25 protein-coding genes and 1 tRNA gene are annotated in these 23,797 nt (G+C 63.4%); 14 read left to right on the forward strand and 12 right to left on the reverse strand.

All coding sequences use genetic code 11. The features are described 5' to 3' along the window. Positions 1 to 2 precede the first annotated feature (2 nt). From AB4Y81_RS02725 to AB4Y81_RS02740, 4 genes are read right to left on the reverse strand one after another with little or no spacing between them, the layout of a single operon-like run. Positions 3 to 1,289: a glycosyltransferase 87 family protein gene (locus tag AB4Y81_RS02725; RefSeq protein WP_441995098.1), complete on the reverse strand. Its 1,287-nt coding sequence runs from the start codon at positions 1,287 to 1,289 to the stop codon at positions 3 to 5. Position 1,290: 1 nt separating this feature from the next. Further along, positions 1,291 to 2,460 (reverse strand): cystathionine gamma-synthase, encoded by a 1,170-nt coding sequence (locus tag AB4Y81_RS02730; RefSeq protein ID WP_441995100.1) that lies wholly within the window; start codon positions 2,458 to 2,460, stop codon positions 1,291 to 1,293. 47 nt (positions 2,461 to 2,507) lie between these two features. Next, positions 2,508 to 3,893 carry a cystathionine beta-synthase gene (locus AB4Y81_RS02735; RefSeq protein ID WP_018776769.1) on the reverse strand — a complete coding sequence of 462 codons (1,386 nt, stop codon included), beginning with the start codon at positions 3,891 to 3,893 and terminating at the stop codon, positions 2,508 to 2,510. 45 nt (positions 3,894 to 3,938) lie between these two features. Next, positions 3,939 to 4,331, reverse strand: a complete 393-nt coding sequence (locus tag AB4Y81_RS02740; RefSeq protein WP_039242487.1) for a VOC family protein — start codon at positions 4,329 to 4,331, stop codon at positions 3,939 to 3,941. A gap of 143 nt (positions 4,332 to 4,474) precedes the next feature. Here AB4Y81_RS02740 and AB4Y81_RS02745 point away from each other — a divergent pair, with 143 nt between their 5' ends. Then, positions 4,475 to 5,446 (forward strand): DNA-3-methyladenine glycosylase family protein, encoded by a 972-nt coding sequence (locus AB4Y81_RS02745; RefSeq protein WP_055971556.1) that lies wholly within the window; start codon positions 4,475 to 4,477, stop codon positions 5,444 to 5,446. Between the two features lie 67 nt (positions 5,447 to 5,513). On the opposite strand, the gene AB4Y81_RS02750 is transcribed toward AB4Y81_RS02745, so the two are convergent. Both AB4Y81_RS02750 and AB4Y81_RS02755 read right to left on the reverse strand, forming a co-directional pair. Further along, a complete protein-coding gene (locus AB4Y81_RS02750; RefSeq protein ID WP_441995102.1) occupies positions 5,514 to 6,434 on the reverse strand; it encodes a hypothetical protein in 921 nt (306 codons plus the stop codon). A gap of 132 nt (positions 6,435 to 6,566) precedes the next feature. Beyond that, the gene (locus tag AB4Y81_RS02755) at positions 6,567 to 8,243 is read right to left on the reverse strand and encodes an AMP-binding protein (protein WP_110503800.1); all 1,677 of its coding nucleotides are present in this window, start codon (positions 8,241 to 8,243) and stop codon (positions 6,567 to 6,569) included. 83 nt (positions 8,244 to 8,326) lie between these two features. On the opposite strand from AB4Y81_RS02755, the gene AB4Y81_RS02760 reads away from it, so the two are divergent. After that, the gene (locus AB4Y81_RS02760) at positions 8,327 to 8,605 is read left to right on the forward strand and encodes a putative quinol monooxygenase (protein ID WP_018776774.1); all 279 of its coding nucleotides are present in this window, start codon (positions 8,327 to 8,329) and stop codon (positions 8,603 to 8,605) included. A gap of 98 nt (positions 8,606 to 8,703) precedes the next feature. Here the strand turns inward: AB4Y81_RS02760 and trxA are convergent, their stop codons facing one another. After that, positions 8,704 to 9,093, reverse strand: coding sequence for a thioredoxin (trxA, locus tag AB4Y81_RS02765; protein ID WP_018776775.1), 390 nt, complete (start codon positions 9,091 to 9,093; stop codon positions 8,704 to 8,706). 141 nt (positions 9,094 to 9,234) lie between these two features. Here trxA and AB4Y81_RS02770 point away from each other — a divergent pair, with 141 nt between their 5' ends. Genes AB4Y81_RS02770 through AB4Y81_RS02780 form a run of 3 tightly spaced genes read left to right on the forward strand, consistent with a single transcriptional unit; the run spans position 9,235 to position 11,694 of the window. Next, positions 9,235 to 9,912: a TetR/AcrR family transcriptional regulator gene (locus AB4Y81_RS02770; protein WP_441995104.1), complete on the forward strand. Its 678-nt coding sequence runs from the start codon at positions 9,235 to 9,237 to the stop codon at positions 9,910 to 9,912. Next, a complete protein-coding gene (locus AB4Y81_RS02775; RefSeq protein WP_441995105.1) occupies positions 9,909 to 10,901 on the forward strand; it encodes an ABC transporter ATP-binding protein in 993 nt (330 codons plus the stop codon). The genes AB4Y81_RS02770 and AB4Y81_RS02775 overlap by 4 nt, the downstream gene beginning before the upstream one ends. Further along, positions 10,894 to 11,694, forward strand: a complete 801-nt coding sequence (locus AB4Y81_RS02780) for an ABC transporter permease subunit (RefSeq protein WP_055971544.1) — start codon at positions 10,894 to 10,896, stop codon at positions 11,692 to 11,694. The genes AB4Y81_RS02775 and AB4Y81_RS02780 overlap by 8 nt, the downstream gene beginning before the upstream one ends. On the opposite strand, the gene AB4Y81_RS02785 is transcribed toward AB4Y81_RS02780, so the two are convergent. Continuing rightward, positions 11,691 to 12,236 carry an acyl-CoA thioesterase gene (locus AB4Y81_RS02785; protein ID WP_441995418.1) on the reverse strand — a complete coding sequence of 182 codons (546 nt, stop codon included), beginning with the start codon at positions 12,234 to 12,236 and terminating at the stop codon, positions 11,691 to 11,693. The two genes, AB4Y81_RS02780 and AB4Y81_RS02785, sit on opposite strands and share 4 nt — an antisense overlap. Before the next feature lie 209 nt (positions 12,237 to 12,445). Between AB4Y81_RS02785 and AB4Y81_RS02790 the strand changes: the two genes are divergently transcribed. Continuing rightward, positions 12,446 to 12,664 carry a hypothetical protein gene (locus AB4Y81_RS02790; RefSeq protein ID WP_026267021.1) on the forward strand — a complete coding sequence of 73 codons (219 nt, stop codon included), beginning with the start codon at positions 12,446 to 12,448 and terminating at the stop codon, positions 12,662 to 12,664. 49 nt (positions 12,665 to 12,713) lie between these two features. Then, complete coding sequence (locus AB4Y81_RS02795) at positions 12,714 to 13,472, forward strand: potassium channel family protein (RefSeq protein WP_026267022.1); 759 nt, start codon at positions 12,714 to 12,716, stop codon at positions 13,470 to 13,472. 223 nt (positions 13,473 to 13,695) lie between these two features. On the opposite strand, the gene AB4Y81_RS02800 is transcribed toward AB4Y81_RS02795, so the two are convergent. Next, a tRNA-Tyr gene (locus AB4Y81_RS02800) sits at positions 13,696 to 13,777 on the reverse strand. Between the two features lie 127 nt (positions 13,778 to 13,904). Next, entirely contained in the window at positions 13,905 to 14,171 is a 267-nt protein-coding gene (locus AB4Y81_RS02805) for a hypothetical protein (protein ID WP_018776782.1), read from the reverse strand. 183 nt (positions 14,172 to 14,354) lie between these two features. Here AB4Y81_RS02805 and AB4Y81_RS02810 point away from each other — a divergent pair, with 183 nt between their 5' ends. The 4 genes from AB4Y81_RS02810 (at position 14,355) to efeB (ending at position 18,562) form a co-directional block, all read left to right on the forward strand. After that, positions 14,355 to 14,846: a YajQ family cyclic di-GMP-binding protein gene (locus AB4Y81_RS02810; protein ID WP_018776783.1), complete on the forward strand. Its 492-nt coding sequence runs from the start codon at positions 14,355 to 14,357 to the stop codon at positions 14,844 to 14,846. Between the two features lie 217 nt (positions 14,847 to 15,063). Further along, positions 15,064 to 15,918 (forward strand): iron uptake transporter permease EfeU, encoded by an 855-nt coding sequence (efeU, locus tag AB4Y81_RS02815; protein ID WP_064721546.1) that lies wholly within the window; start codon positions 15,064 to 15,066, stop codon positions 15,916 to 15,918. Between the two features lie 65 nt (positions 15,919 to 15,983). Next, a complete protein-coding gene (gene efeO, locus AB4Y81_RS02820) occupies positions 15,984 to 17,156 on the forward strand; it encodes an iron uptake system protein EfeO (protein WP_039242502.1) in 1,173 nt (390 codons plus the stop codon). Further along, positions 17,153 to 18,562: an iron uptake transporter deferrochelatase/peroxidase subunit gene (efeB, locus tag AB4Y81_RS02825; protein ID WP_441995108.1), complete on the forward strand. Its 1,410-nt coding sequence runs from the start codon at positions 17,153 to 17,155 to the stop codon at positions 18,560 to 18,562. The genes efeO and efeB overlap by 4 nt, the downstream gene beginning before the upstream one ends. A 17-nt stretch (positions 18,563 to 18,579) precedes the next feature. Here the strand turns inward: efeB and htpX are convergent, their stop codons facing one another. Both htpX and AB4Y81_RS02835 read right to left on the reverse strand, forming a co-directional pair. Beyond that, entirely contained in the window at positions 18,580 to 19,449 is an 870-nt protein-coding gene (htpX, locus tag AB4Y81_RS02830; protein ID WP_039242510.1) for a zinc metalloprotease HtpX, read from the reverse strand. Between the two features lie 113 nt (positions 19,450 to 19,562). Beyond that, positions 19,563 to 20,834 carry an MFS transporter gene (locus AB4Y81_RS02835; RefSeq protein ID WP_275775797.1) on the reverse strand — a complete coding sequence of 424 codons (1,272 nt, stop codon included), beginning with the start codon at positions 20,832 to 20,834 and terminating at the stop codon, positions 19,563 to 19,565. A gap of 63 nt (positions 20,835 to 20,897) precedes the next feature. On the opposite strand from AB4Y81_RS02835, the gene AB4Y81_RS02840 reads away from it, so the two are divergent. From AB4Y81_RS02840 to AB4Y81_RS02850, 3 genes are read left to right on the forward strand one after another with little or no spacing between them, the layout of a single operon-like run. Further along, positions 20,898 to 21,668 carry a hypothetical protein gene (locus AB4Y81_RS02840; protein ID WP_231949039.1) on the forward strand — a complete coding sequence of 257 codons (771 nt, stop codon included), beginning with the start codon at positions 20,898 to 20,900 and terminating at the stop codon, positions 21,666 to 21,668. A gap of 30 nt (positions 21,669 to 21,698) precedes the next feature. Next, positions 21,699 to 22,178 carry a Fur family transcriptional regulator gene (locus AB4Y81_RS02845; protein ID WP_018776790.1) on the forward strand — a complete coding sequence of 160 codons (480 nt, stop codon included), beginning with the start codon at positions 21,699 to 21,701 and terminating at the stop codon, positions 22,176 to 22,178. Between the two features lie 14 nt (positions 22,179 to 22,192). Continuing rightward, the gene (locus AB4Y81_RS02850) at positions 22,193 to 23,674 is read left to right on the forward strand and encodes a catalase (RefSeq protein WP_018776791.1); all 1,482 of its coding nucleotides are present in this window, start codon (positions 22,193 to 22,195) and stop codon (positions 23,672 to 23,674) included. Positions 23,675 to 23,797: the final 123 nt, after the last annotated feature.

Here is a 23,797-nt window from a genome sequence, read left to right on the forward strand (position 1 = left end):
GGTCAGCGCTGTTTCAGGCTGGTTCCACCGGGAACCAGTCCGGCCCGGGAAGGGTGGTACGCCAATGCCCAATAGACCATCATCGCGATCCCGCACACCACGCCCAGGCTCGACACCATGAGTTGCCACTGGGTCTGGGGGTCTTTGCCCCATTCGGCAGCACCCGCCCACACGGCCAGGTTCTTGGGCGTCATGTAAAAGGCAACCGTGGAGCACGCCACAATGCCCCACCCCGCGAGTCGCATCCGTCCGTTGCGGGACGGCACCCGGTGCATCGCAAAGGCCATGCTGGGCAGGGCAACGGCAACCCAAACCCAGTGATGCGACCACGACACCGGACTGATTAGGAGCATCAGGACGGCTGTGGCGGATACTGCCACGAAATTCTCATCTACAGCCACCGACCACTTGATGACGAGGCCGGCGACGACCACCAGTGCCAAGGACAGCACCATCCACACCAAGTTGGTGACCGAAGAGTCCGGCATGCCGAAGTGGAGGAGCAGGCCCTTGACGGACAGATTGTCGACGTAGGCCGGCCCGCCGATCCGGCCGGTATCGGGAAGAATCTTGGTCCAGAAATCCAGCGAAGCCTGGGGCAGTACAGCCCAGGCCACCGCAATCGAACCAAAGAACCCGGCGGCCATCCACCCCAGGGCTTTGAAGTCGCGACGGACCAGGAAGTACAAACCAAAGGCCAGAGGAGTGAGCTTCACCCCGGCAGCCAGGCCGATCAGCAAACCCGCAGGCCACCGGATGGCACCCGCACGGGCTTTCCCGTACAGGGCGAAGTCAGCCAGGATCACACCCATCAGGATGATGTTGATCTGCCCGAAGACGAACGTGTCACGCCACGGGCCCAGGAACAGAATGGCACCGGTTCCCAGCAGCGCCGTAGTCCTGAAACGGTAATCGGAAAAAGCCTCCCGCCAGGTCTTCAGGCCGAAGTAGTGCCTGGCCAGCCAGGCGGCCACAATGGCGGCACCGGCAAGGGCCACCAGAATGAAAACCATACTGGCCGCGAAGAACCCCAGCGCCGCCAGCCCGGCAAACAGGAGGGCCGCGAACGGCGGATAGGTAAACGGCAATCCATCACGGATGGCGTAGAGGTCACCGCCCTCCATGACTTTGCCGCCGCCGTAGAAGTAGACCTCGAAGTCGTTCAGGGCCGGCTCGTAGTACGCGTACAGGAAGCACACTGCCACCACGAGGGCCAAGGCTGCTGCCGCCGTGAGGATCCAGCCCCGTTTGGTGGTGGAAGCCACCAGCTGTGAAGGAGAATCCGCCATGTCAGCCGTTGCTGATCTTGGCGAAAGCTTGTTCAAGATCCGCGATCAGGTCCTCGGCTTCCTCGATGCCGCAGGACAGGCGCAGGAGGTTGACGGGGACAGCCAGTTCCGTACCCTTCACGGAAGCGTGGGTCATTTCCGACGGGTAGTTCATGAGGGACTCGATGCCGCCCAGCGATTCGGCAAGTGTGAACACGGACGTGTTCTCGGCAACGGTCCGCGCTGCGGCCTCTCCACCCTTGAACTGCACGGACACCATGCCGCCGAACTTCTTCATCTGCTTCGCGGCAAGCTCGTGGCCGGGGTGGTCCGGCAGGCCCGGGTACAGCACAGCTTCCACCTCCGGACGCTGCAGCAGCCACTCGGCCACGGCCTGGCCGTTGTCACTGTGGCGGTCCATGCGGACACCCAGGGTCTTCAAGCCACGGGTGGTCAGGAAGGCGTCCATGGGACCGGAAACGGCGCCCACGGCAAACTGGATAAAGCCGATCTTTTCGGCCAGTTCGGCGTCCTTGACCACAACGGCGCCGCCCACGACGTCGGAGTGCCCGCCAATGTACTTGGTGGTCGAGTGGACCACAACGTCGGCGCCCAGGGCGAGCGGGGTCTGCAGGTAGGGAGACGCAAAGGTGTTGTCGACCACCAGGAGGGCCCCGGCGTCGTGCGCCACGGCGGCGAGCGCCGCGATGTCGGTGATCTTCATCATCGGGTTGGAGGGCGTCTCAACCCACACTATGCGGGTCTTGTTCGCGGCAACCGCGGCAGCAACGGCGTCGAGGTCTGACATGTCCACCGGGGTGTTTCCGATGCCCCAGTCGCCGAGCACGCGGTTGATGAGCCGGTAGGTGCCACCGTAGGCGTCGTTGCCAAGAACGATGTGGTCACCGGGACGGGCCACAGCACGGATCAGGGAGTCTTCCGCGGCGAGTCCGGAACCGAAGGAGAATGCGGCTGAGCCACCTTCCAGGGCTGCCAGTTGTTCCTGGAGGGCATCGCGGGTGGGGTTGCCGCCGCGGCCGTACTCATAGCCCGAACGCAGGTTGCCAATCCCGTCCTGGGCGTAGGTTGAGCTGAAGTGCAGGGGCGGGACAACCGCGCCGGTGCGGGGTTCGAAGGCCTGTCCGGCGTGGACAGCGCGCGTGTTGAACCCGGCGTTGGTGTTGGCAGACATGGAAGCTCCTCTTTGTTCGTTCAACGGTATGGATGAAGCGGGGCGCTTCAGTTGCTCAGGTAAGCGAGAAGGTCGTGGCGGGTCAGGATGCCCACCGGCGCGCCGGCGAAAGTCACCATGACGGTATCGACGTCGGACAGCAGCTCGCGCGCGGCAGAAATGGTCTCCAGTGAGCCGATCACCGGGAGACGCTCCCCCATGTGCTCTGCGATCTTGTCCGTGAGCTTCGCTTCACCCCGGAACAGCTTGCTGGTCAGGCTTCGCTCGTCCACCGCGCCCAGGACTTCGCCCATCACCACCGGGGGCTCCTGCGAGAGCACCGGGATGTGCGAGACACCGAATTCGTTCATGATGTTGATGACGTCGCGGACGGACTCGTTGGGGTGGATATGGACCAGGTCCGGCATTTCTCCCGTCTTGGATTTGAGCACCTCGCCCACGGAAGCTTCTTCGCCCCCGGAAAGGAAGCCGTAGGAGCGCATCCACTGGTCGTTGAAGATCTTGGCAAGGTAGCCACGGCCAGAGTCAGGAAGGATGACCACCACCACGGCGGACTCGTCCAGGTCCTTGGCAGCCTGCAGCGCAGCAACCACCGCCATGCCCGAGGAACCGCCCACCAGGAGGCCCTCTTCCCTTGCCAGGCGGCGGGTCATGGCGAAGGAATCGGCATCCGAAACAGCAATGACGTCATCCGGGACGGCACGATCGTAATTGGCGGGCCACATGTCCTCGCCCACGCCTTCGACGAAGTAAGGACGGCCGGTACCGCCGGAGTAGACCGAACCTTCCGGATCCGCGCCGATGATCTTGACCGGGCCGCCGTCGGACTCCGGCCGGTCAGCCGAAACCTGCTTGAGGTACCGGCCGGTGCCGGTGATGGTGCCGCCGGTCCCGGCTCCGATCACCACGTGCGTGACGCGGCCATCGGTGTCGTTCCAGATTTCAGGGCCGGTGGACTCGAAGTGGCTGCCGGGGGCGGCCGGATTGGAGAACTGGTCCGGCTTGAAGGCATCCGGGATTTCTTTGACCAGGCGGTCAGAGACACCGTAGTAACTTTGCGGGCTGTCGGGAGCCACGGCGGTGGGGGTCACCACCACGTCGGCGCCATACGCCTTCAGGACAGCACGCTTGTCCTCGCCCACCTTGTCCGGGACCACGAAAACGCACTTGTAGCCCTTCTGCTGGGCGACAAGGGCCAGCCCTACGCCCGTGTTGCCCGACGTCGGCTCCACGATGGTTCCGCCCGGCTTGAGGCGTCCGTCTTTCTCGGCCTCTTCAATCATCTTCACGGCGATCCGATCCTTGATGGATCCGCCGGGATTGATGTATTCGAGCTTGACCAGGACCGTGGCCCTGATCCCGTCCGTAACGTGGTTGAGCTTGATGAGCGGCGTGTTGCCGATGAGGTCCAACACGGACTGGGCGTACTTCATAGATACAAAGTTACCGCCTGCCCGCTTTGGGGCCGGACCGGCCGGCTAGCTCCCTGCCGATGGATCGGTCTGCCACACACCCATCACGTTGCCCTCGGTGTCCTTGAAGTAGCCGTACCACCCCATGCCGGGTATCGGGTTCTTGGCCTGGACTACCGACCCTCCGGCGGACTCGACCTGCCCCAAAGCGGCGTCAATGTCGTCGACGTCGATGGTCAGGACGGGTGTCTTCAGCGCATCAGTCCTCGGGAACAGCGCACCGTTGATGGCGCCCGGTTCCTTCGGCGTGCCTGTCTGCTCATCGGACGGCGCCGTGAGGGCGATGGTGTAATCCATCCCTTGCATGGGGCTCAGGTTCCACCCGAAAGTAGTCCGGTAGAAGTTGTTGGCCCGTTCGGTGTCTTCGGTGGGAATCTCAAAATGCACTATGGCGGCCATGGCTGGCACTCCTCGTTTTTGGGGTTCTGTTCCCTGGTTCCGGCGCGGCCCACCCACGCCACAGCACGGAGTCTAGCCCCGGGCGGCCATCACTGAAAGAGGCTTTTGATGGGATTGTCAGCCCGGCGTGCGACCATGAAAACATGACCATCGCAGACGCCCCGCCCCTTGTGGCGGCCGCGGCAGATGCGGCCGTCAGATGGCATCCTGGAGCCCCTTTCCGTCTGGACCAAACCATGTTTCCGCTCATGCGCGGCAACGCGGATCCGTCCTTCGCCGCACACTCCAGCGGATTCTGGATGGCCTTCACAGCTGCCTCCGGCCCGGTGACGCTTCGGCTGTCCGGGGGTGGTTCCGGTTCCGATTCGTTCGTCGATGCCCAGGCATGGGGTCCGGGCGCATCGGACGCAGTGGCCGGAGTGCCAAGATTGCTGGGCGCCGATGACGACTGGTCCGCTTTCGATGAACCCGCTTTCCACGCCACCCTCCCGCGCCGGGTCACAGAAGCACGACGCCGGAACCTGGCCGTTCGCCTGCCCTCCACTGGCCGGGTGGTTGACTCCCTGGTGCCCACCATTTTGGAGCAAAAGGTCACCACTTTGGAGGCAAGGCGTGGCTACCGCTACTTGATGTACCGCTATGGAACGCCTGCTCCAGGCAAAGCGCCGGCCGGTCTCCTCGTTCCTCCCACGGCCCGGCAGTGGCTGGCCATTCCGTCATGGGAGTGGCACAAAGCCGGAGTTGGCCCGCAGCGTTCGGCGACGGTCATGCGGGCGCTGCAATCCGCCGTCGCGCTTGAACGTTTGGCGGCGCTGGATTCAGTGCAGGCCGGCGCCCGGATGCAGACGATTCCGGGGATCGGAGTGTGGACCGCGGCCGAGGTTGTCCAGCGGACCCACGGTTGCCCGGATTCAATCTCCGTCGGCGACTACCATCTGGCGTCCTATGTGGGCTACGCCCTGACCGGGCAGAAGACGGACGACGCCGGCATGATCGAACTGCTGGAACCGTGGCGCGGGCAGAGGCAACGCCTGGTGCGGATGTTGTATTTGAGCGGCTTCCGCAAGCCCACTTTCGGGCCCCGGATGACCGTCCAGGATCACCGCCACCACTAAAGCAACGCGGGGTCACTTATGGCCCATATTTCCACCATTTACGGGCCATATGTGACCCCGCGTTGGCTTACAGGGCGCGGAGTTTCACCGATCTGATGCGTGAGATCACTCCGGCGAACCCCTCCGCCAAGTCATCGGCGTTCACTTTGAAATACGACCACCCCGCGCTGAGGAACGCTTCATCACGCCGGTTGTCCCTCGACTGCTGTTCCCTGGAAAGGTGATGTCTGCCGTCGTACTGGATCGCGATCCGGAAGCGTCGATAGCCGAGGTCGGCCGTCGGCGACCACGGGTCCTCGAGATTCAGCGGCAATTGCAGTTCCGGTTCCGGAAGACCGGCGTCCTTCATAGCCAGGCGTAGGAACGTCTCAGGAAACGAGTCCGCGCCCACCCGCATTTCGTCCAACGCCAAACGCGCCTTCTCCACCCCTTGGAGGTTGGGATGTTGCCGGATGAGCAACCTCAATCCGGAACTATGGGCGTATGGCTCAGTACGCATCTCCAGGGCCGGCCTTGGCCGACGGATAAGTTGGTCGCCCATCGCGATCACATACGGAAGCGGCAACGACTTCGCCAAATCAAGCCAAGTTCTGGGGCGGACCGATACCGGAATGCCTTGGTGATCCATGACCTCGCCCGGAAAAACACGAACTCTGTGACCAGTTACACCGGCCCGCCGAACCCGGGGTAGTTCATGCGGCTTGCTCAAGTGCACCGTTTCGCCGTTCCCCATCCACGGCGGAAGCCCCAACCCGGTCAGTTCGGCCGCGGTTTCGTGCGAGACCCAGGCACCGGGGGTAGCTGCCGTAAGCACCCGAGCGCGCTCGAAGAGATCCGGATCTGTTTCCCTTGGCAGATAGATAAGCCGGCCGCCATCCTTGATGTCCTTTGCCCGAAGACGCTTCCTGGGCACGCCCAAGGCGCGTGACTCATAGACGGTGAAAGGACGGGCGCCGAGGACCTCGGGCAAGGGACTGATGCGAACCATGCAATCCAGTGTCTCGGCAATGCGGCCATCGAATGGAGTTATCCACAGGTTGCCTCCCGACAACTGCAACGCGAGGTCACTTATGGCCCATAAATGGCGGAAACATGGGCCATAAGTGACCCCGCGTTGGCTTTAGAGGTGGAGGCGCGATACGGCTTCCTGGCGCATATCCACCTTGCGGACCTTGCCGGACACCGTCATGGGGAAGCTCTCACGGACATCGATGTAACGCGGAATCTTGTAGTGGGCCAGCTTGCCCCGGCAGTAGTCGGCCAGGTCCGCGGCCGTCAGCGGTTCCGCACCGGGTTTGAGGATGATGCAGGCCATGAGTTCCTCGCCGTACTTCTGGTCCGGCACGCCAATCACCTGCACATCCTGGATGGACGGGTGCAGGTACAGGAACTCCTCGATCTCGCGGGGGTAGATGTTCTCCCCGCCCCGGATCACCATGTCCTTGATGCGGCCCTCAATAACCAGGTACCCGTCCTCGTCCATGCGGGCAAGGTCCCCCGTGTGCATCCAGCCGTCACCGTCGATGGCTTCGGCCGTCTTGTCGGGCTGGCCCCAGTACCCCTGCATCACCGCATAGCCGCGGGTGCAGAGTTCACCGATCACACCCCGCTCCACCACTTCCCCGGAACCCGGATCCACGATCCTGCTCTCCAGGTGCGGCATGGTCCGTCCCACGGTGGAGGTCCGCTGTTCCAGGGTGTCCCCGGCGCGGGTCATGGTGGACACGGGCGAGGTCTCGGTCATGCCGTAGCAAATGGCCACATCCACCATGTGCATCTCATCGATGACGCGGCGCATCACTTCGATGGGACACAGCGACCCCGCCATCACTCCGGTTCGCAGGGTTGAGAGATCGTAGGAGCCGAAGTCTTCCAGCGCGAGCTCCGCGATGAACATGGTGGGCACACCGTACAACGAGGTCCCGCCAAAATCCTGCACAGCCTCCAGCGCGGCCGAAGGATTGAAGCCCCTGCCCGGAATGATGGTGGCCGCCCCGAAACTGAGCGCATTGAGGTTGCCGATCACCATCCCGAAGCAGTGGTAGAACGGCACCGGAATCACCACGCGGTCATGCTCGGTGTAGCCCAGCAGCCGCCCGATCGAGTTCCCGTTGTTGAGGATGTTGTGGTGCGTCAGCGTTGCACCTTTCGGGAATCCCGTAGTGCCCGAGGTGTACTGCAGATTGATGGGATCGTGCGGGTCCAGTTGGGCCATGCGGTCGCGCACCGCTGAAGGCCCGACGCCGTCCGCCCGGGTCAGGAGCTCGCCGTACGTGAGTTCATGGCCGGCTTCCGGAACGCCCGCGCGGAGTCCCACCGCAGGATCTCCCGGCAGGAACACAATCTCCTTGAGTTCAGGGCAGGCAGCCGCTGCCTGCCTGGCCATGGCAACGTAGTCGCTGTTCCTGTCCGAGGGGGCGGTCACCAGCATCCGCATCCCGTTTTGCTTCACCACGAATTCCAGTTCATGGCTCCGGTAGGCGGGATTCACGTTCACCAGCACGGCCCCGATCTTGGCGGTGGCGTACTGGAGGATGGTCCATTCGGCGCAGTTGGGACTCCAGATGCCGATCCGCTCCCCCTTGGCCACGCCGGTGGCGAGCAGCGCGCGGGCGAGGCGGTCGACGTCGTCGTTCAGTTTCTGGTAGCTCCAGCGGCGGGCGTCTTCGCCGGGCGAGGCGGCAGCCTCGATGAGTGCGTCCCGCAGAGGGAATTGGGCGGCGATGCGCTCAAAGTTGGCGCCAATGGTCTCTTCGAGCAGCGGGACGTCAGTGTCTCCGGCGGTGTAGGACAACATGACGGAACGCTACCAAGCCCGGCCGCGCAACAGAACCGTAACCACCTCCAGCGGCGCCGTGTCCTGCCGGTAGGGTTGGAGCCATGAGTGCACCCATTGACCTGCAGGCCACGTTCATCCCCAACGAGGGCGAGTTCTTCCGCGTGAAGCTCGCTTTGGAAATCGCGATCGATGAGGTCGTCAACGAGCCTGGCTGCATCCGCTACGAACTGACCGAAGCCACCGAGGAAAAGCTTGTCCTGACCGAGCGTTGGGAATCCGAGGAGCTGCTGGACAAGCACTCCAAGGGCATCGCTGTCCAGGACCTGAACGAGTCACTCAGCGCGCTGCTTGCCGAACCCGTAAAGCTGGAACGTCTCTGAGAGAACGCCTAAACGCTGCAGTTACGCCTTAAAGCCCCGAGGTCGCCGTAAATTTACGGCGACCTCGGGGCTTTAACGGCGATTTCGCCGGATGAAGTCTAGTTTTCCTGTGCCTTTTCCTGAGCCTCGGCACGGGACTTTGCAACGTGGGCGTGGACTTCTTCCATGTTCAGGCCCTTCACTGCATCAATGACCTGCTCAAGCTGCTGGGCGTTCAGGGCGCCGGGCTGCGAGAAGACGAGCACCTTTTCGCGGAAAGCCATCAAGGTGGGGATGGAGGTGATCCCGGCCTCGGCGGCGAGCTGCTGCTCGGCTTCCGTGTCCACTTTGGCGAAGACTACGTCGGAGTGCTTTTCCGATGCCGCTCCGTACGTGGGCGCGAACTGCCGGCAGGGGCCGCACCATGCAGCCCAGAAATCCACCAGGACAATGTCGTTGTCTTCGATGGTCGATGCGAACTGTTCACCAGTGATGTCAACTGTAGCCATGGTTCCACGGTACGCGTCCCGGTCTGTGAAGTCCCGCCGGGCGGGCCCCTGTTCGCTTCCCGCGTCACTGGGAATAAAGCGGCAACCCGCCGTTTCAGGAATCTCTTGATTCGCATTGAACAAGTGTTTAGCGTATGAAACATGCGTTCAACCGCAGACGATTTAACCACCAGGGCGCGCATCCGGGACGCCGCGATCGGACTCTTCGGCCGAGATGGCTTCTCCCGGGCCACAGTCCGGGCAGTGGCTTCCATTGCCGGCGTCAGCCCGGGGTTGGTCATCCATCATTTCGGCAGCAAAGCCGGTCTCCGAGAGGCCTGTGACCAACACGTCCTGGCCCTCACAGCCATTCAGGGCAGGGAAAAAGCAGACCCCGGTTCCACCGGCAGGCTCATCCAGGACTACTTGAACAACCCTGACCAGTACACGGAAGAGATCGCCTACATCCGGCGCAGCCTGGGTGATGAATCCGACGCCGGAGACGCCTTCTTCGACGCTGTGGTGAACCAGTGCCAGGACATCATCCACACCGGCATCGAAGCAGGCACCATCCGGAAATTCGACGACATCCGGTCCATCGCGGTGGTCATCGCGTCCAACAGCCTTTCGATCCTCATGCTGGGCCGGCACCTCTCGCGGACGCTGGGCACTCCGGCCCCGGAACCCAACGGCATCGGCCCCGACCTTCTGCGCCAGCTCACCCTGCCTCTTCTTGAGATCTATACGCATGGCTTCTATTCGGACGCGCGGTTCCTGCACGCAGCCCGCGAAGCCCTGGAAGGAAACAACACCAACAACGGAAGGGAGCATGCCCCGTGACCCAGGCAATCGTCGTCAAGGGGTTACGCAAGAAGTTCGGTCAACGCGAGGTTCTGCACGGGCTGGATTTCGCGGTGGAACCCGGGACAGTCTTCGGAGTGATCGGGCCGAACGGCGCCGGAAAGACCACCACCATGCGCTGCCTGCTGGACATCATCCGGCCCAGCGGCGGTTCCATCTCCGTGCTGGGACAGGATCCGAGGCAGGGCGGCACAGCACTGCGAAGGCGGATCGGCTATCTGCCCGGGGAACTGCATTTGGAGAACCGCACCACGGGCCGCCGCATGCTGGAGCATTTTGCTGCCATCAGCGGCCCGGTGGATGAGCGGCACGTCAACGATCTCGCAGACCGCCTTCAGTTGGACCTGGACCGGCAGACCCGCAAGCTATCCAAGGGAAACAAGCAGAAGCTGGGCCTCCTGCAGGCGTTCATGCACAAGCCTGAGCTCCTGGTCCTGGACGAACCCACCAGCGGACTTGACCCCTTGGTCCAGCAGGCCTTCCATGCCATGGTCCGCGAGGCCGTGGACGGCGGCGCCACAGTGTTCCTCAGCTCGCATGTCCTGAGCGAAGTCCAGCAGGCCGCGGACGCCGTCGCCATCCTCCGCGACGGCGACATCGTCACCGTTTCCACTGTGGAGGCTTTAAGGACGGCGGCGGTCAGGCAGCTGCGGTTCAACAGCATCGGAACGGAAGCGCACGACGTCGGCGCGCTGCTGGCCCGGGTGCCGGGCGTCGCCAATATCGCGGTGCGGGAACTGCCCGCAGACGGCCATGCGAGCGGAACTGTGGAAGCCACGGCCACCTTGTCCGGCCATATCCAGCCCTTGGTCCAGGAACTGGCACGGCTGCATCTGACAGACCTGGTCCTGGAAGAGCCGGACCTGGAAGAAGCCGTCCTGACGCTCTATACGGGCGGCGAAGCGCCCTCCAGTATGGGAAGTCCCCAGAGAGCCAGCCATCAACCGGAAGGAGCCCACCGTGCCTAGGCCATTGCCGCTCTTCACCAAAGCACTGACTGATTCGTGGCGCTCCACCTTGGCATGGGCGCTGGGACTCACGGGCGCGATCATGCTGTACCTGCCGTTGTATCCGTCCATCGGAGGCAGCGCCCAGATGCAGCAAATGATTGATGCCCTCCCTCAAGGCATGACCAAGGCCCTGAACTACGACCAAATAGCCACGGGACCCGGCTACACCCAGGCCACCCTTTTCGGACTCATCGGCTTCCTGCTGATGTCCATGGCCTCCATTGGTTGGGGCGCGGCGGCGGTGGGAGGTGACGAGGAGTCCGGGCTTTTGGAACTCACCCTCGCCCACAGCGTCACCCGCGTGCAGGTGGTCCTGGAGCGGGCGTTGGCCATTTTGGTCCGCATTGCGCTGCTCACCGCGTTGGTCTTCGTGCTGGTGCTGGTACTGAACGGACCCGCAAAACTTGAGATCGACGTCGGGCATCTTTTCGGCGCCGTGCTGCTATTCGCCGCCTTGGCCCTTCTGAGCGGTACAGCCGCACTGTGTGCCGGCGCCCTCACGGGACGGAAGGTGTACGGAGTCGCTGCCGGTGCTGCTGTTGCGGTCCTCGGCTACGTATTCAACGCGGTGGGCCGGCAAAGCCCCGATGTGGAGTGGCTGCTGAACCTTTCGCCGTATCACTGGGCGTACGGCAATTCACCGGTGACAAACGGGGCTGACTGGGGCGCTGTGACAGGGCTGCTGTGCATATCGGCGGCACTGATTGCGCTGGGAACTTTGGCCTTGCAGCGGCGGGACGTTGGGGTCTAGTTCCAGACGTGCGGTGCGGGACGGCGCGCTCCGGGCAGCGCGTTGTTTTCGCGCCACTCGTGGATCCATTCGGGCAGTTCTAGGTCCGCCGGCGGCGCACCGAACTCGGCGTTGATCTCCTCCTGTGTCACGGGCTTGCCCTTGGCCACCAGGCGGGTGGCGATGTGGGCACGGGCGTAGATCTCACCGTCCACCACCATGCGCTGTTCGAAGTAGATCGCCTTGGTATCGAGCCCGATAATGCGGGTTTCAATGGTGTAGCGCTGCCACAACTGCAAGGATTTGCGGAACGCAATGGTCTCCCCGGCAGCCACCGGGCTCCAACCCCGTTTGCGCATCTTGTTCCAGATCCCACTGCGCACCATGAGGTCGAACCGGCCCAGGTCCATCAGGGAAAAGTACATGCCATTGTTGACGTGCATGGCGATGTCGATGTCCGTGGGAAGCACCCGCAAGGGCAGCGACGATTCGTCCCAAACGTTCAACGGCGTGCGCTTGGAGGACGTGAACAGCAACATGAGGGTGCGTAGAAGCAGATGCATGGCAACAATGTTACCCATGAGTAACTTCCAGCGAAAGATGCCGACCGCATTGTGGGACGCTCTGCTGGATTCAGCCAAAGGAACGAGCACGGGCCTCGCTGTTTGTTCAACTTTATGTCCAACGATTGCACTAACGTTTACCGCTGGTTCATCAAAGACGTGCACAATATCTGGAACTCGTATTGGAAGAAAACATCAGGGAGATCCCTTTGAGTACGCTGCAAACCAGCAGGCCCAGCGGCGACGTCTGGCCCGAACTCCAGCGCCACCAGACAGTGGTGCTCCAGGACGCGCGCGGGAACCGCATCGAAGGAACCCTGGACGGAATGACCGACGACCGCAGCACCCTCTGGATCCAGCTCAAGGGCGGCCTGGGCCGTCAACTGATACACCACCTGGACGGCTACTGGCTGGAAACCACCGCCTGAGCAACTCCGCAAGCCCCCGGCCGGCCCGGCCTGTGGCTAGTATTCCCGTATGACTCAAGCGCGATACCGGGACCTCGTCGAATGGCCGCTCATGGCCACGGCACTGATATTCCTCGCCGCCTACGCGTGGCAGGTCATTGGCCGGGTCGACGGGCCCTCGGCAGTCCCTTTCGAGGTGATTCTGTGGATCACCTGGGGAATTTTCGCGCTGGACTATTTCATCAACCTCTGGCTTGCCGAGGACCGCATGCGCTGGTTTGTGTGGAACCTCCACGAACTCCTGATCGTGGTGCTCCCCTTCTTCCGGCCTTTGCGGTTGTTGCGCCTGGTCACCCTCCTCTCCGTGCTGCAACGTACCGTGGGCGAAACCCTCCGTGGCCGGGTGGCAACCTACGTCGCCGGGGCCGCCGCCATGCTCATCCTCATCGGTGCCCTGGCGGTGTTGGATGTTGAACAGAACGCCCCCGACGCCAAGATCCTGACCTTCGGCGACGCAGCATGGTGGGCCGTCACCACCATCACCACCGTGGGCTACGGCGATCTGTACCCGGTGACGCCCATTGGCAGGGTGGTAGCCGCCGCCCTGATGATGAGCGGCATCGCTGTTCTCGGTATCGTGACGGCCTCCATCGCTTCCTGGCTTGTCCAGCGGATCGAGGAGAACGCCGAGGGGGTCGCCGCCGCAGCGGGAGAAAAGGCAGCAGCGGCCGAAGAACCAGTCCGGGCTGAAATGGCGGACCTGGTGAGCGAAATCGCGGCCTTGCGGCTGGAGATTGCGGAGCTCCGGAAAATCTCGGAGAGTCGCTGAAGGGCCACTTCTGCCCCCGGCTCAGACGCCCCACCCCGGGCCCGCCTCGCGCCGGCTGGGGACACCCACATTCACGGCGGACATCGCCCCGGACCAATGACACGTAAATTTGGGTGTCCTCCGTCCATTGCCGCAGCCCGGACGAAAGGGCAGCTCAAATCGCGAGATTCCACCAGGGCACAAAAAATCCCCGGAACCAGTGGTTCCGGGGATTTTCCTTGGGTGGCAGATGAGGGATTCGAACCCCCGTAGGCGTTGCCAGCTGATTTACAGTCAGCCCCCTTTGGCCGCTCGGGTAATCTGCCGAACTTCAAAAGAAGATCACTTCCGGAGACCATTTCTTTCGATCCGGTAACCGAAGGCAGAGACAACCTTACAGAAGTTTCAGCGAAGAATCTAATCGGACGCAGACACCCTGATTTTCCGCGTGTTTCAGGCCTGTCCGAGGATCCTGCCCGCGAGTTTGGCTTCGAACCTCTCGGCCTGTTCGGCAGTGATCTGGTTGAGCTGCACGGCCCGCAGAAGATCTGCGTGGACGCCGTCCATCCGGGCAGTGGCATCGGGAACCGGGCTCAGTACGATCGACGCAGCCACGGCCGCCGCAGCGACGGCGCTTGCAGCTGCCACGGCTGCCGTGCCAATCGAACCGGCTGCTGCCGAGGCGGACTTGCTGATGGACTGGACGGCCTTGCTGCTCATGCTGATCCTCCGACGATACGTTCTTTCAACTGGTACAACTCTCGGCCAGCTACCTCGGTTCCCACCTTGCGTGTGCTGTGAGCGAACTGTGAAAGCCCTCCACCGTCCCAAGTGCCGGCTTCCGTACTAGGCTGGATGCCAGACCCAACCCGCCCTCACAGGGCCCCCAACCTAAGGAGAGTCATGGCAGGCGAATCCACATTCGACGTCGTCAGCAAGGTAGACAAGCAAGAGGTCGCCAACGCACTGAACCAGTCCCAGAAGGAAATCGCGCAGCGATACGACTTCAAGGGCGTCGGCGCGGAGATCGACTTCAGCGGCGAAAAGATCCTCATGAAGGCCAACTCGGAGGACCGCGTCCTTGCAGTCCTGGACGTCTTCCAGTCCAAGCTCATCAAGCGCGGCATCTCCCTGAAGTCCCTCGACCAGGGCGAGCCCTACCCCTCGGGCAAGGAATTCCGCCTGGAGTGCACCATCAAAGAAGGCATCGCCCAGGACATCGCCAAGAAGATCAACAAGATCATCCGCGATGAAGCCCCCAAGTCCGTCAAGTCCCAGATCCAGGGCGACGAACTCCGCGTTACCTCCAAGTCCCGCGACGACCTTCAGGAAACCATGAACATCCTCAAGAAGTTCGAAGAGGCCGACCTCCAGTTCGTGAACTTCCGCAGCTAACCAAGCGGTCGCCCGGCATTGGCCAGGGCGCGCCAAAGCCGGGATGCACGCCCCACGGGGCAGCGCGTCCCGGCTTTTTCGTTGCCTGTAACTACAGCGACTGTCGTAATGGACGGGAAAATTAGAGCACGATTAGTTTGCGTAATAGCCGCGGCACAGTATTCTTCTTCCTTAGGCGAGCCTAAGTACGGCTCCCCTTAGCGAAAGAACACTCACCATGACCGCCAACTTCCTGATCGGACTGCGCGAAGGCCTGGAGGCCTCCCTCATCGTGGTCCTACTGATGGCTTACCTCATCAAGACCGGACGGCGGCACCTGATTCCCCGCCTCTGGATCGGCGTGGGAATCGCGATGGGCATCTCCCTCGGCTTCGGCGCACTGCTGACCTTCGGCCCCCGCGGGCTGACGTTCGAGGCCCAGGAAGCAATCGGCGGCGGGCTCTCCATCATTGCAGTGGCACTGGTGACCTGGATGGTCTTCTGGATGGCCAAGACCGCCCGCAGCCTCGGCGGCGAGCTGCGCTCCCAAGTGGACAAAGCGGCCGACGGCGCCGCATGGGGCCTCGTGCTCGTGGCGGCACTGGCCGTGGGCCGGGAAGGGCTGGAAACTGCCCTCTTCATCTGGGCTGCAGCCCAAGCCACAGGCGAAACAACCCTCCCCCTGCTCGGTGCGCTGCTCGGCCTGGTCGCGGCCGCCGGGCTGGGTTATCTGCTGCACCGGGGTGTCCTGAGGGTCAACCTGGGCCGCTTCTTCACCTGGACCGGAGTCGGCCTCATCATCATCGCCGGCGGCGTACTGGCCTACGGCGTCCACGACCTCCAAGAAGCCGGCATCCTCCCGGGACTGCACAACCTGGCATTCGATGTCTCAGCCGCCATCCCGCCGTCGTCCTGGTACGGCACCCTGCTGAAAGGCACCCTCAACTTCTCCCCCGCCACCACGTGGCTGGAAGCGGCAGCCTGGCTGCTGTACGTGATCCCCGTGCTGTCCCTGTACATCCGGGCCAACCGTTCCTCCCGTCCCAAAGCCGCCGGCACCATCTCAGCTCCCGCAGTCGCAGCACAGCCCTAAGGCTGTCTCCCCTTACGCCTTCAGGCACACCGCCGTGCGCCCGTTCATAGACAAAGGATTCACCCATGCCCGTTTCAACGAAACTCCGCAAGACCCTTGCCGTGATCGGCGCGGCCGCGGCCGTACCCCTGGTCCTCGCCGGTTGCACTGACAACACGAAGACCACAGCCGCCGCGGATGGCCCCATCCAGGTCAGCAGCACGGCCAACGAGTGCAAGGTTTCGGCTGCCACCGCACCCAGCGGCAACCTCACCTTCGCGGTGAAGAACGAAGGCACCGAGGTCACGGAGTTCTACCTGCTGGCAGAAGACGGCCTGCGCATCCTGGGCGAAGTGGAGAACATCGGACCCGGGATCACCCGCAACCTGGTGGTCACGGCCCCGGCCGGCAAGTACAACACCGCGTGCAAGCCCGGCATGCAGGGCGATGGCATCCGCGCTTCCTTCGAGGTCACCGAGTCCGGCAACAAGCCCAGCGTCGACGCCGATTTCCAGAAGCTCCTGGACACCGGCACCCAGCAGTACGCCGCCTACGTCAAGGACCAGACCGAACAGCTCGTCACCGGCACCAAGGCATTCGCCGACGCTTTTGCAGCCGGTGATGCCGCGAAGGCACGCGAGCTCTACGCAGCCACCCGCATGCACTGGGAACGGATCGAGCCGGTGGCTGAATCCTTCGGCGACCTCGACCCCAAGTTGGATGCCCGCGAAGCCGACCTTGAGCCCGGACAGGAATGGACCGGATGGCACCGCGCCGAAAAGGACCTCTTCCCGCCCGCAGGCTACACGGCCATGACCGTTGCTGAGCGCACCGCCATCTCCAAGCAGTTGGTCGCCGACACCGAGGACCTCGCCACCCGCACCCGTACCGTGGAGCTCACTGCGGACAAGCTGGGCAATGGCGCCAAGGAACTCCTGGATGAAGTGGCCACCGGCAAGGTCACCGGCGAAGAAGAAATCTGGTCGCACACGGATCTCTGGGACTTCCAGGCCAATGTTGACGGCGCCCGCATCGCCTTCGAGAGCCTGAAGCCGGCCCTGGAGCAGAAAGACGCAGAGCTCTCCAAGTCCTTGGATGAAAAGTTCGCGGCGCTGCAGGCCGAACTGAAGAAGCACGCAAAGGGCGACGGCTTTGCCTACTACAACGAGCTCAGCCCGGAGCAGGTCCAGGGTTTGGCTTCGCTGGTTGACTCGCTGGGTGAGCCCCTTTCCAAGCTCACCTCAGCCGTGGTCCTGTGAGCGGCTGCCCCTTCGGGCACACCGGTGACGCCGCCGGCGTCGAGCGTTCCGGTGAGCCGAACGACGTCGTAACCTCCCGAGGGGCGTCCGACGGCGGCACAGCGGCTACCGCTGAAACCGTCACCCCCCGGATGTCCCGCCGTGGCCTGCTGTCACTGGCGGGCGTGGGCGGGGCCGGAGCCGTTGCCGGCCTGGCCGCCGGCTTCCTGGGCGACGACGCCGTGACGGCATCCGCAGCATCTGCCTCCGTTCCGGCCGCCGGAGAAGCGGTAGTTCCGTTCTTCGGAGACCATCAGGCAGGCATCACGACCCCTGCCCAGGACCGTCTCCACATGGCCGCGTTCGATGTCACCACCGAGGACCGCAAGGAACTCATCAAGCTCCTGAAGGACTGGACTGCCGCGGCGCAGGCGATGGCGGCCGGGGACCCCACCGGCAAGACCGGCGCCGTCGATGGACCTTATGACGCCCCGCCGGAGGACACCGGCGAGGCCTTGGACCTGGCGGCGTCGAAACTGACCCTGACGTTTGGTTTTGGTGCCGGACTGTTCGAAAAGGACGGCAAGGTTCGGTTCGGCCTGGACGGGCGGCGACCCGAAGCTCTGATCGACCTCCCCCACTTCCCGGGCGACGACCTCCAGCCCGGGCGCACAGGCGGAGACATAGTAGTCCAGGCCTGCGCCGATGATCCGCAGGTTGCGGTGCACGCCATCCGCAACCTGGCGAGAATCGGATTCGGAAAGGTCCGCGTCCGTTGGTCCCAGCTCGGATTCGGGCGCACCTCCTCAACGTCCCGGGCACAGGTGACTCCCCGCAACCTCTTCGGTTTCAAGGACGGCACCAACAACCTCAAGGTCGAGGACAACGCGCTGCTGGACGAGCACGTGTGGGTGGCCCCTGGCGGCCCTGCATCCGAGCAGTGGATGGCAGGCGGCAGCTATCTGGTGGCCCGCCGGATCCAGATGCACATTGAGATCTGGGACCGCACCTCACTGCGTGAACAGGAGGGGCTGATTGGGCGCACCAAGGGCGTCGGTGCTCCTTTGTCAGGCGGCGATGAGTTCAGCACACCGGACTTTGCCATGGCGGGCCGCAATGGCGAGCCGCTGATTCCCATGGACTCGCACATGCGGCTGGCCCACCCGGACCAGAACAACGGCGTGCGGATGCTCCGCCGAGGTTACAACTTCACGGACGGTTCGGATGGGCTGGGGCATCTGGATGCCGGTCTCTTCTTCATCGCTTTCGTGAAGGATCCGCGGACGCACTACGTGCCCATGCAACTGGCAATGGCCAAGGGCGACACGTTGTCCGTGGAGTACCTGAAGCACACCGGATCGGGTTTGTTTGCGGTTCCTCCCGGGGTGCAGGCCGGCGGGTTCATCGGCGAAGGACTGTTTGCGTAGCAGTCCCTGCGAGCACGTCATGCGAGCGGGCGCCCTGCCATTCCCTCCAGTCGGCTGATGCGTTCCTTCATGGGCGGGTGGGTGGAGAACATGCGCCGCATGCCGCCGCCACGGAACGGGTTGGCGATCATGAGGTGCGAGGCGTTGACCAGCCTCTGGTCCTGCGGAAGCGGCAACTGGCTCACCCCGGACTCGATCTTGCGCAGCGCCGAGGCCAGTGCCAGCGGGTCCCCGGTGAGCTGGGCGCCATCCTCGTCCGCGTCGAATTCACGGGTGCGGGAGATCGCCATCTGGATGAGCGAGGCCGCAAATGGTGCCAGCAGCGCCATGGCAATGGTCGCCAGGGGGTTCGCATTGCGCCGGTCGCCGCCTCCGAAGATCAGCAGCATCTGGCCCACGGATGTGATGACGCCGGCCACAGCCGCGGCCACGGACGACGTCAGGATGTCGCGGTTGTACACGTGCATCAGCTCATGGCCCAGCACGCCCCTGAGTTCCCGGGCGTCCAGCAGGTGCAGGATGCCTTCGGTGCAGCAGACAGCGGCGTTCTTGGGGTTCCGGCCGGTGGCGAAGGCGTTGGGTGTCATGGTGGGTGAAAGGTAGATCCGTGGCATGGGCTTGTTCGCCCGCACGGACAGCTCCCTGACGATCTGGTACAGCTGGGGAGCCTGGGCCTCAGTGACCGGGTAGGCAGCCATGGATCGAATGGCGATCTTGTCGCTGTTCCAATAGCCGTACGCTGTGGTGCCCACGCCGATCAGGGCCATGATCCAGATGGGGGCGGTGCTCCGGGTTCCTGAGGCAATGATGGCGCCCAAACCCAACAACACCGCCCACAGCACACCGAAGAGTGCCGCGGTCTTGAGTCCATTGTTGTGTTTATGCACGTTGCTCTCGTTCTCTTTCTTCAGCTCTTGCAGGGGCTTTGCTTCGTTTAACGCCGACGCCGGTCCGCCTGTTCCGGGCCCAGGCGCCGGTTCCTGGCTTGGCCCCCGCCTGCTCAGGGCACCGGATGCTTTGAATCGTAGGCGACGAAGCCGGGTTGGAGTCGGGAAGCGAGCCATGCCAGGGCAATGCACAGGACTCCACCCAGCAACAGCACCCCGCCCTCGCTGAGGAACTGTGTCACTCCACCGGCAAGCATGTCTCCCACCCGGGGTCCGCCAGCTACCACCACGATGAACACCCCTTGCAACCGCCCGCGGAGATGGTCCGGGGTAGCAGCTTGGAGAATCGTGGTCCTGAAAACGGCACTTACGGAATCCGAAATACCTGCGAGCGCACAGCAGAGCGCAGCCGGTATCAGCCACGGCGTGGTTCCATTGCGTCCGGCGTCACCTGCAAGGAGCACCACCAGCCCAAAGCCGGCAATTGAGGCGCCCCACCCCATCACGGACCACACCACGGCGCTGCCCTGGCGGCGTACCCTTCCCAACGGACCAGAGAAGAGGCCCGCAAGGAACGCTCCCACAGCCGTGGAAGCGAGCAGCACACCCACGGTGGTTTCGCCTCCACCGATCATCACGGCGCCAATGGCGGGCATCAGGGCCCGGGGTTGCGCGCAGATCATGGCGATGAGGTCGATGATGAAGGTCATGCGGACGTTGGGCCGCCCGCCCAGGAACCGGAAGCCCTCCACCACGGAGCGGAACCCGGGCCGGACGGCATCCTTGGAGGGCGGCAGCGGCGGAAGCCTGAAAAGTCCCCACAGCGCGAAGGTGAAGCTGATGACGTCAATCGTGTAGGTCCACCCGAAGCCGATGGTTGCCACGAGTACCCCGGCCAGGAGTGGTCCGGCGGTCATCGAGAGGCCAAAGGTCAGCATGCTCAAGGCGTTGGCCGCGGGCAGCAGGTCCTTGCGGACCAGGAGTGGAATGATGGCGCTCCGGGCCGGGCCGTTGATGCCTTGCGCTCCGCTTTGGATGGCTACCAACGCATAAAGAACCCAAATGTTGCCCAGACCCAGCCACGCCTGCAGTGCCAGGCCGGCCGTGGAAGCCCATAAGACGAGGGACGCAATCAAGGCCACTTTGCGTCGGTCGTAGGCATCGGAGATGGATCCACCGTAGAGGCCGGCAATGACCAGGGGAACCAACGCGAAGATACCCAGGAGCCCCACGTAGAAACTTTCCTGGGTGAGCCGGTACACCTCCAGGCTGACAGCCACGAGGGTCAGTTGGGTGCCGATGGCGGCAACGGACGCCCCCAGCCAGAGACGACGAAAAGCAGGACTCTCCTTGATCGGAGTGATGTCTGCCAGTAGTTTTGCCACCGTCCAACCCTAACCAGCGCCACGGCTTGGTAGGCTCACCCCGGGGAAGGAGTTGACATGGTCATGTCACGACGACTGTTGTACCGTTCGGGCTTTTGGGAGATCGCCCGGCCACGTCATCCCCTCACAGCCGCGCACGTAGTGGTCAGGTTGTCTGATCCGTCCACGGATTTCGCGCTCCCGTCCGCAACTGACTGGCTTTTTTGCCACCATCTGGCACGCGCCGCCTTGGCGAAGGTCCTGGGCGTGGAGCACTGCGCCGTCATGTTCGCCCATCAGTGGCATCCGCTGGGAGCCGGGCTGGGTGAACCTGTGGCTGAATCGTCAACTCCGACGTTCCATCTTTTTGGACGCTGGGCTGGCGAAACCACGACGCCGGGACTTCAGCTCTCGCTGCCGGCGCACCGTCGGGTGGCCCTCCCCGAGTCCGAACTGGAGGCGACCGACGAGGCGATCCGTGAGTCACTGCGCCGCGAGCTGCCCGACGCGATCCTGGCGTCCGCAGACGCGGCCAGGGCCGCCGTCGAACCTGTTCCGGACCCCGCAGTGCTGGTACGGACGATTCCTGCGGGTGAGCGCCATACCGTCATGGAGCCCGTGAGCCGCGTAGCCTCAGTTCGGGACTTCCTGCCTGCTGACCTTTTGGCGATCGGTGCATCGCTGGGCGCGCTGCCGCTGTCCGGTGGCGTCAGCGGGTTCAGTTGCCTGGCCGTGGAGTCGCTGACCCCGGGAACGCCATTGCGGGTGCATGCGCTCGGCCGCTCGGCCGCGGAAGAACTCAACCCGGTAGTGGAATTGTTTCGTTCACCGGAAGTTAGCCTTGCCTTATTGTGAACTTATCAAAATAAGTGTTTGAATGAATGCATGACAGATCACACTGCTGAGCAGCAAGCATGGGCCGCGGCCCTGCATGCCCACGGCAGGCGTGTAACCAAACAGCGGCTGGCAGTGCTGGCCGCAGTCCAGCACCATCCGCACTCCCCGGCAGAAGGCATCCTTGCCGCTGCCCGCCAGGAACTGCCTGAACTGACGGCGCAGTCCGTTTATGTAGTGCTCAGCGACCTTACGGATTTGCAGATGCTGCGCCGCTTTGAACCCCCGCACTCCCCGGCGCTCTACGAAACCCGGGTAGGCGACAACCACCACCACGCCGTCTGCATCAGCTGCGGCAAGGTGGAGGACGTGGACTGCGCAGTGGGCCACGCACCGTGCCTCACACCGCACTGGAACGAAAATTCCAAGCCCATGACAATCCAGATCGCAGACGTCCTTTACCAAGGCATCTGCCAGGATTGCCAGGCCAAACAACAGCTTCCCGTAAATACTTCAGTAACTCAGAAATAGGAAAAAGGAGAACAATGACTGCCATTTCAACGACCCAGTCAGGTGCCCCCGTTACGTCCGACGCGCACTCGAAGTCCGTCGGCGCTGACGGTGCCATCATCCTGACCGACCACTACCTGGTGGAAAAGCTCGCCCAGTTCAACCGCGAGCGGGTCCCGGAGCGCGTAGTGCACGCCAAGGGCGGCGGAGCTTTCGGTACCTTCAAGACCACCTCTGACGTTTCTGCCTACACCAAGGCTGCTTTCCTGCAGCCGGGTGTCGAGACGGACATGCTGATCCGTTTCTCCTCCGTTGCAGGCGAGAACGGTTCTCCCGACACGTGGCGCGATCCCCGCGGTTTCGCCGTGAAGTTCTACACCTCCGAGGGCAACTACGACCTCGTGGGCAACAACACCCCCGTCTTCTTCATCCGCGACGGCATCAAGTTCCCGGACTTCATCCACTCCCAGAAGCGCCTCCCGGGTACCCACCTGCGTGACGCTGACATGCAGTGGGACTTCTGGACCCTCTCCCCCGAGTCCGCACACCAGGTCACCTGGCTCATGGGCGACCGTGGCCTGCCGGCTTCCTGGCGTGAAATGCAGGGCTACGGTTCGCACACCTACCAGTGGATCAACGCCGCCGGCGAGCGTTTCTGGGTCAAGTACCACTTCAAGTCCAACCAGGGCGTCAAGACCATCACTGGTGACCAGGCTGAAGAGCTGGCCGGTTCGGATGCAGACTTCTACATCCGCGACCTCTCCGAGAACATCGAGGCCGGCAACTTCCCGTCGTGGGAACTCCACGTTCAGGTCATGCCGTACGAGGATGCCAAGACGTACCGCTTCAACCCGTTCGACCTCACAAAGGTGTGGCCGCACTCCGACTACCCGCTGATCCACGTGGGCACCATGGAGCTGAACAAGAACCCGGAGAACTACTTCGCGCAGATCGAGCAGGCCACCTTCGCGCCGTCGAACTTCGTGCCGGGCATCGCTGCTTCCCCGGACAAGATGCTGCAGGCCCGCATCTTCTCCTACGCCGATGCACACCGCTACCGCGTTGGCACCAACCACGCGCAGATCCCGGTGAACCAGCCCAAGAACCAGGTCAACAACTACAGCCAGGATGGCCAGGGACGTTACCTGTTCAACGCTCCGTCCACCCCGGTTTACGCACCGAACTCCGTTGGTGGCCCGGCTGCTGTCGAGCCGACCTCCCCCGCCGGTGGCTGGGAGAACGACGGCGAGCTCACCCTCTCCGCCCACACCCTGCACGCTGAGGATGACGACTTCGGCCAGGCCGGTACCCTGTACCGCGAGGTCTACGATGACGCCGCCAAGGCCCGCCTCCTGGACACCATCACCGGTGCTGTTGGCGGCGTGAAGAACGCCGACATCAAGGAACGCGCCATCCAGTACTGGACGAACGTTGACGCCGACCTCGGCGCCAAGCTCCGTGCCAACCTGGGCGCAGGCCAGACCGAGTCCGACGCCGAAGCAGCCAACAAGCTCTAAGCGTCTTTGCTCCAAGCACTTCCAGGAACACCCCGCCGCGGATCCACTCCGCGGCGGGGTGTTCTTTTTGTTTTCCACATAGCACTTGTTTCCACATAGCAGCCTCCAGCTATGGCTGCGCCC

The organism is Paenarthrobacter sp. TAF1, assembly GCF_052113825.1.
In the GTDB taxonomy this organism is placed as follows: domain Bacteria; phylum Actinomycetota; class Actinomycetes; order Actinomycetales; family Micrococcaceae; genus Arthrobacter; species Arthrobacter nicotinovorans.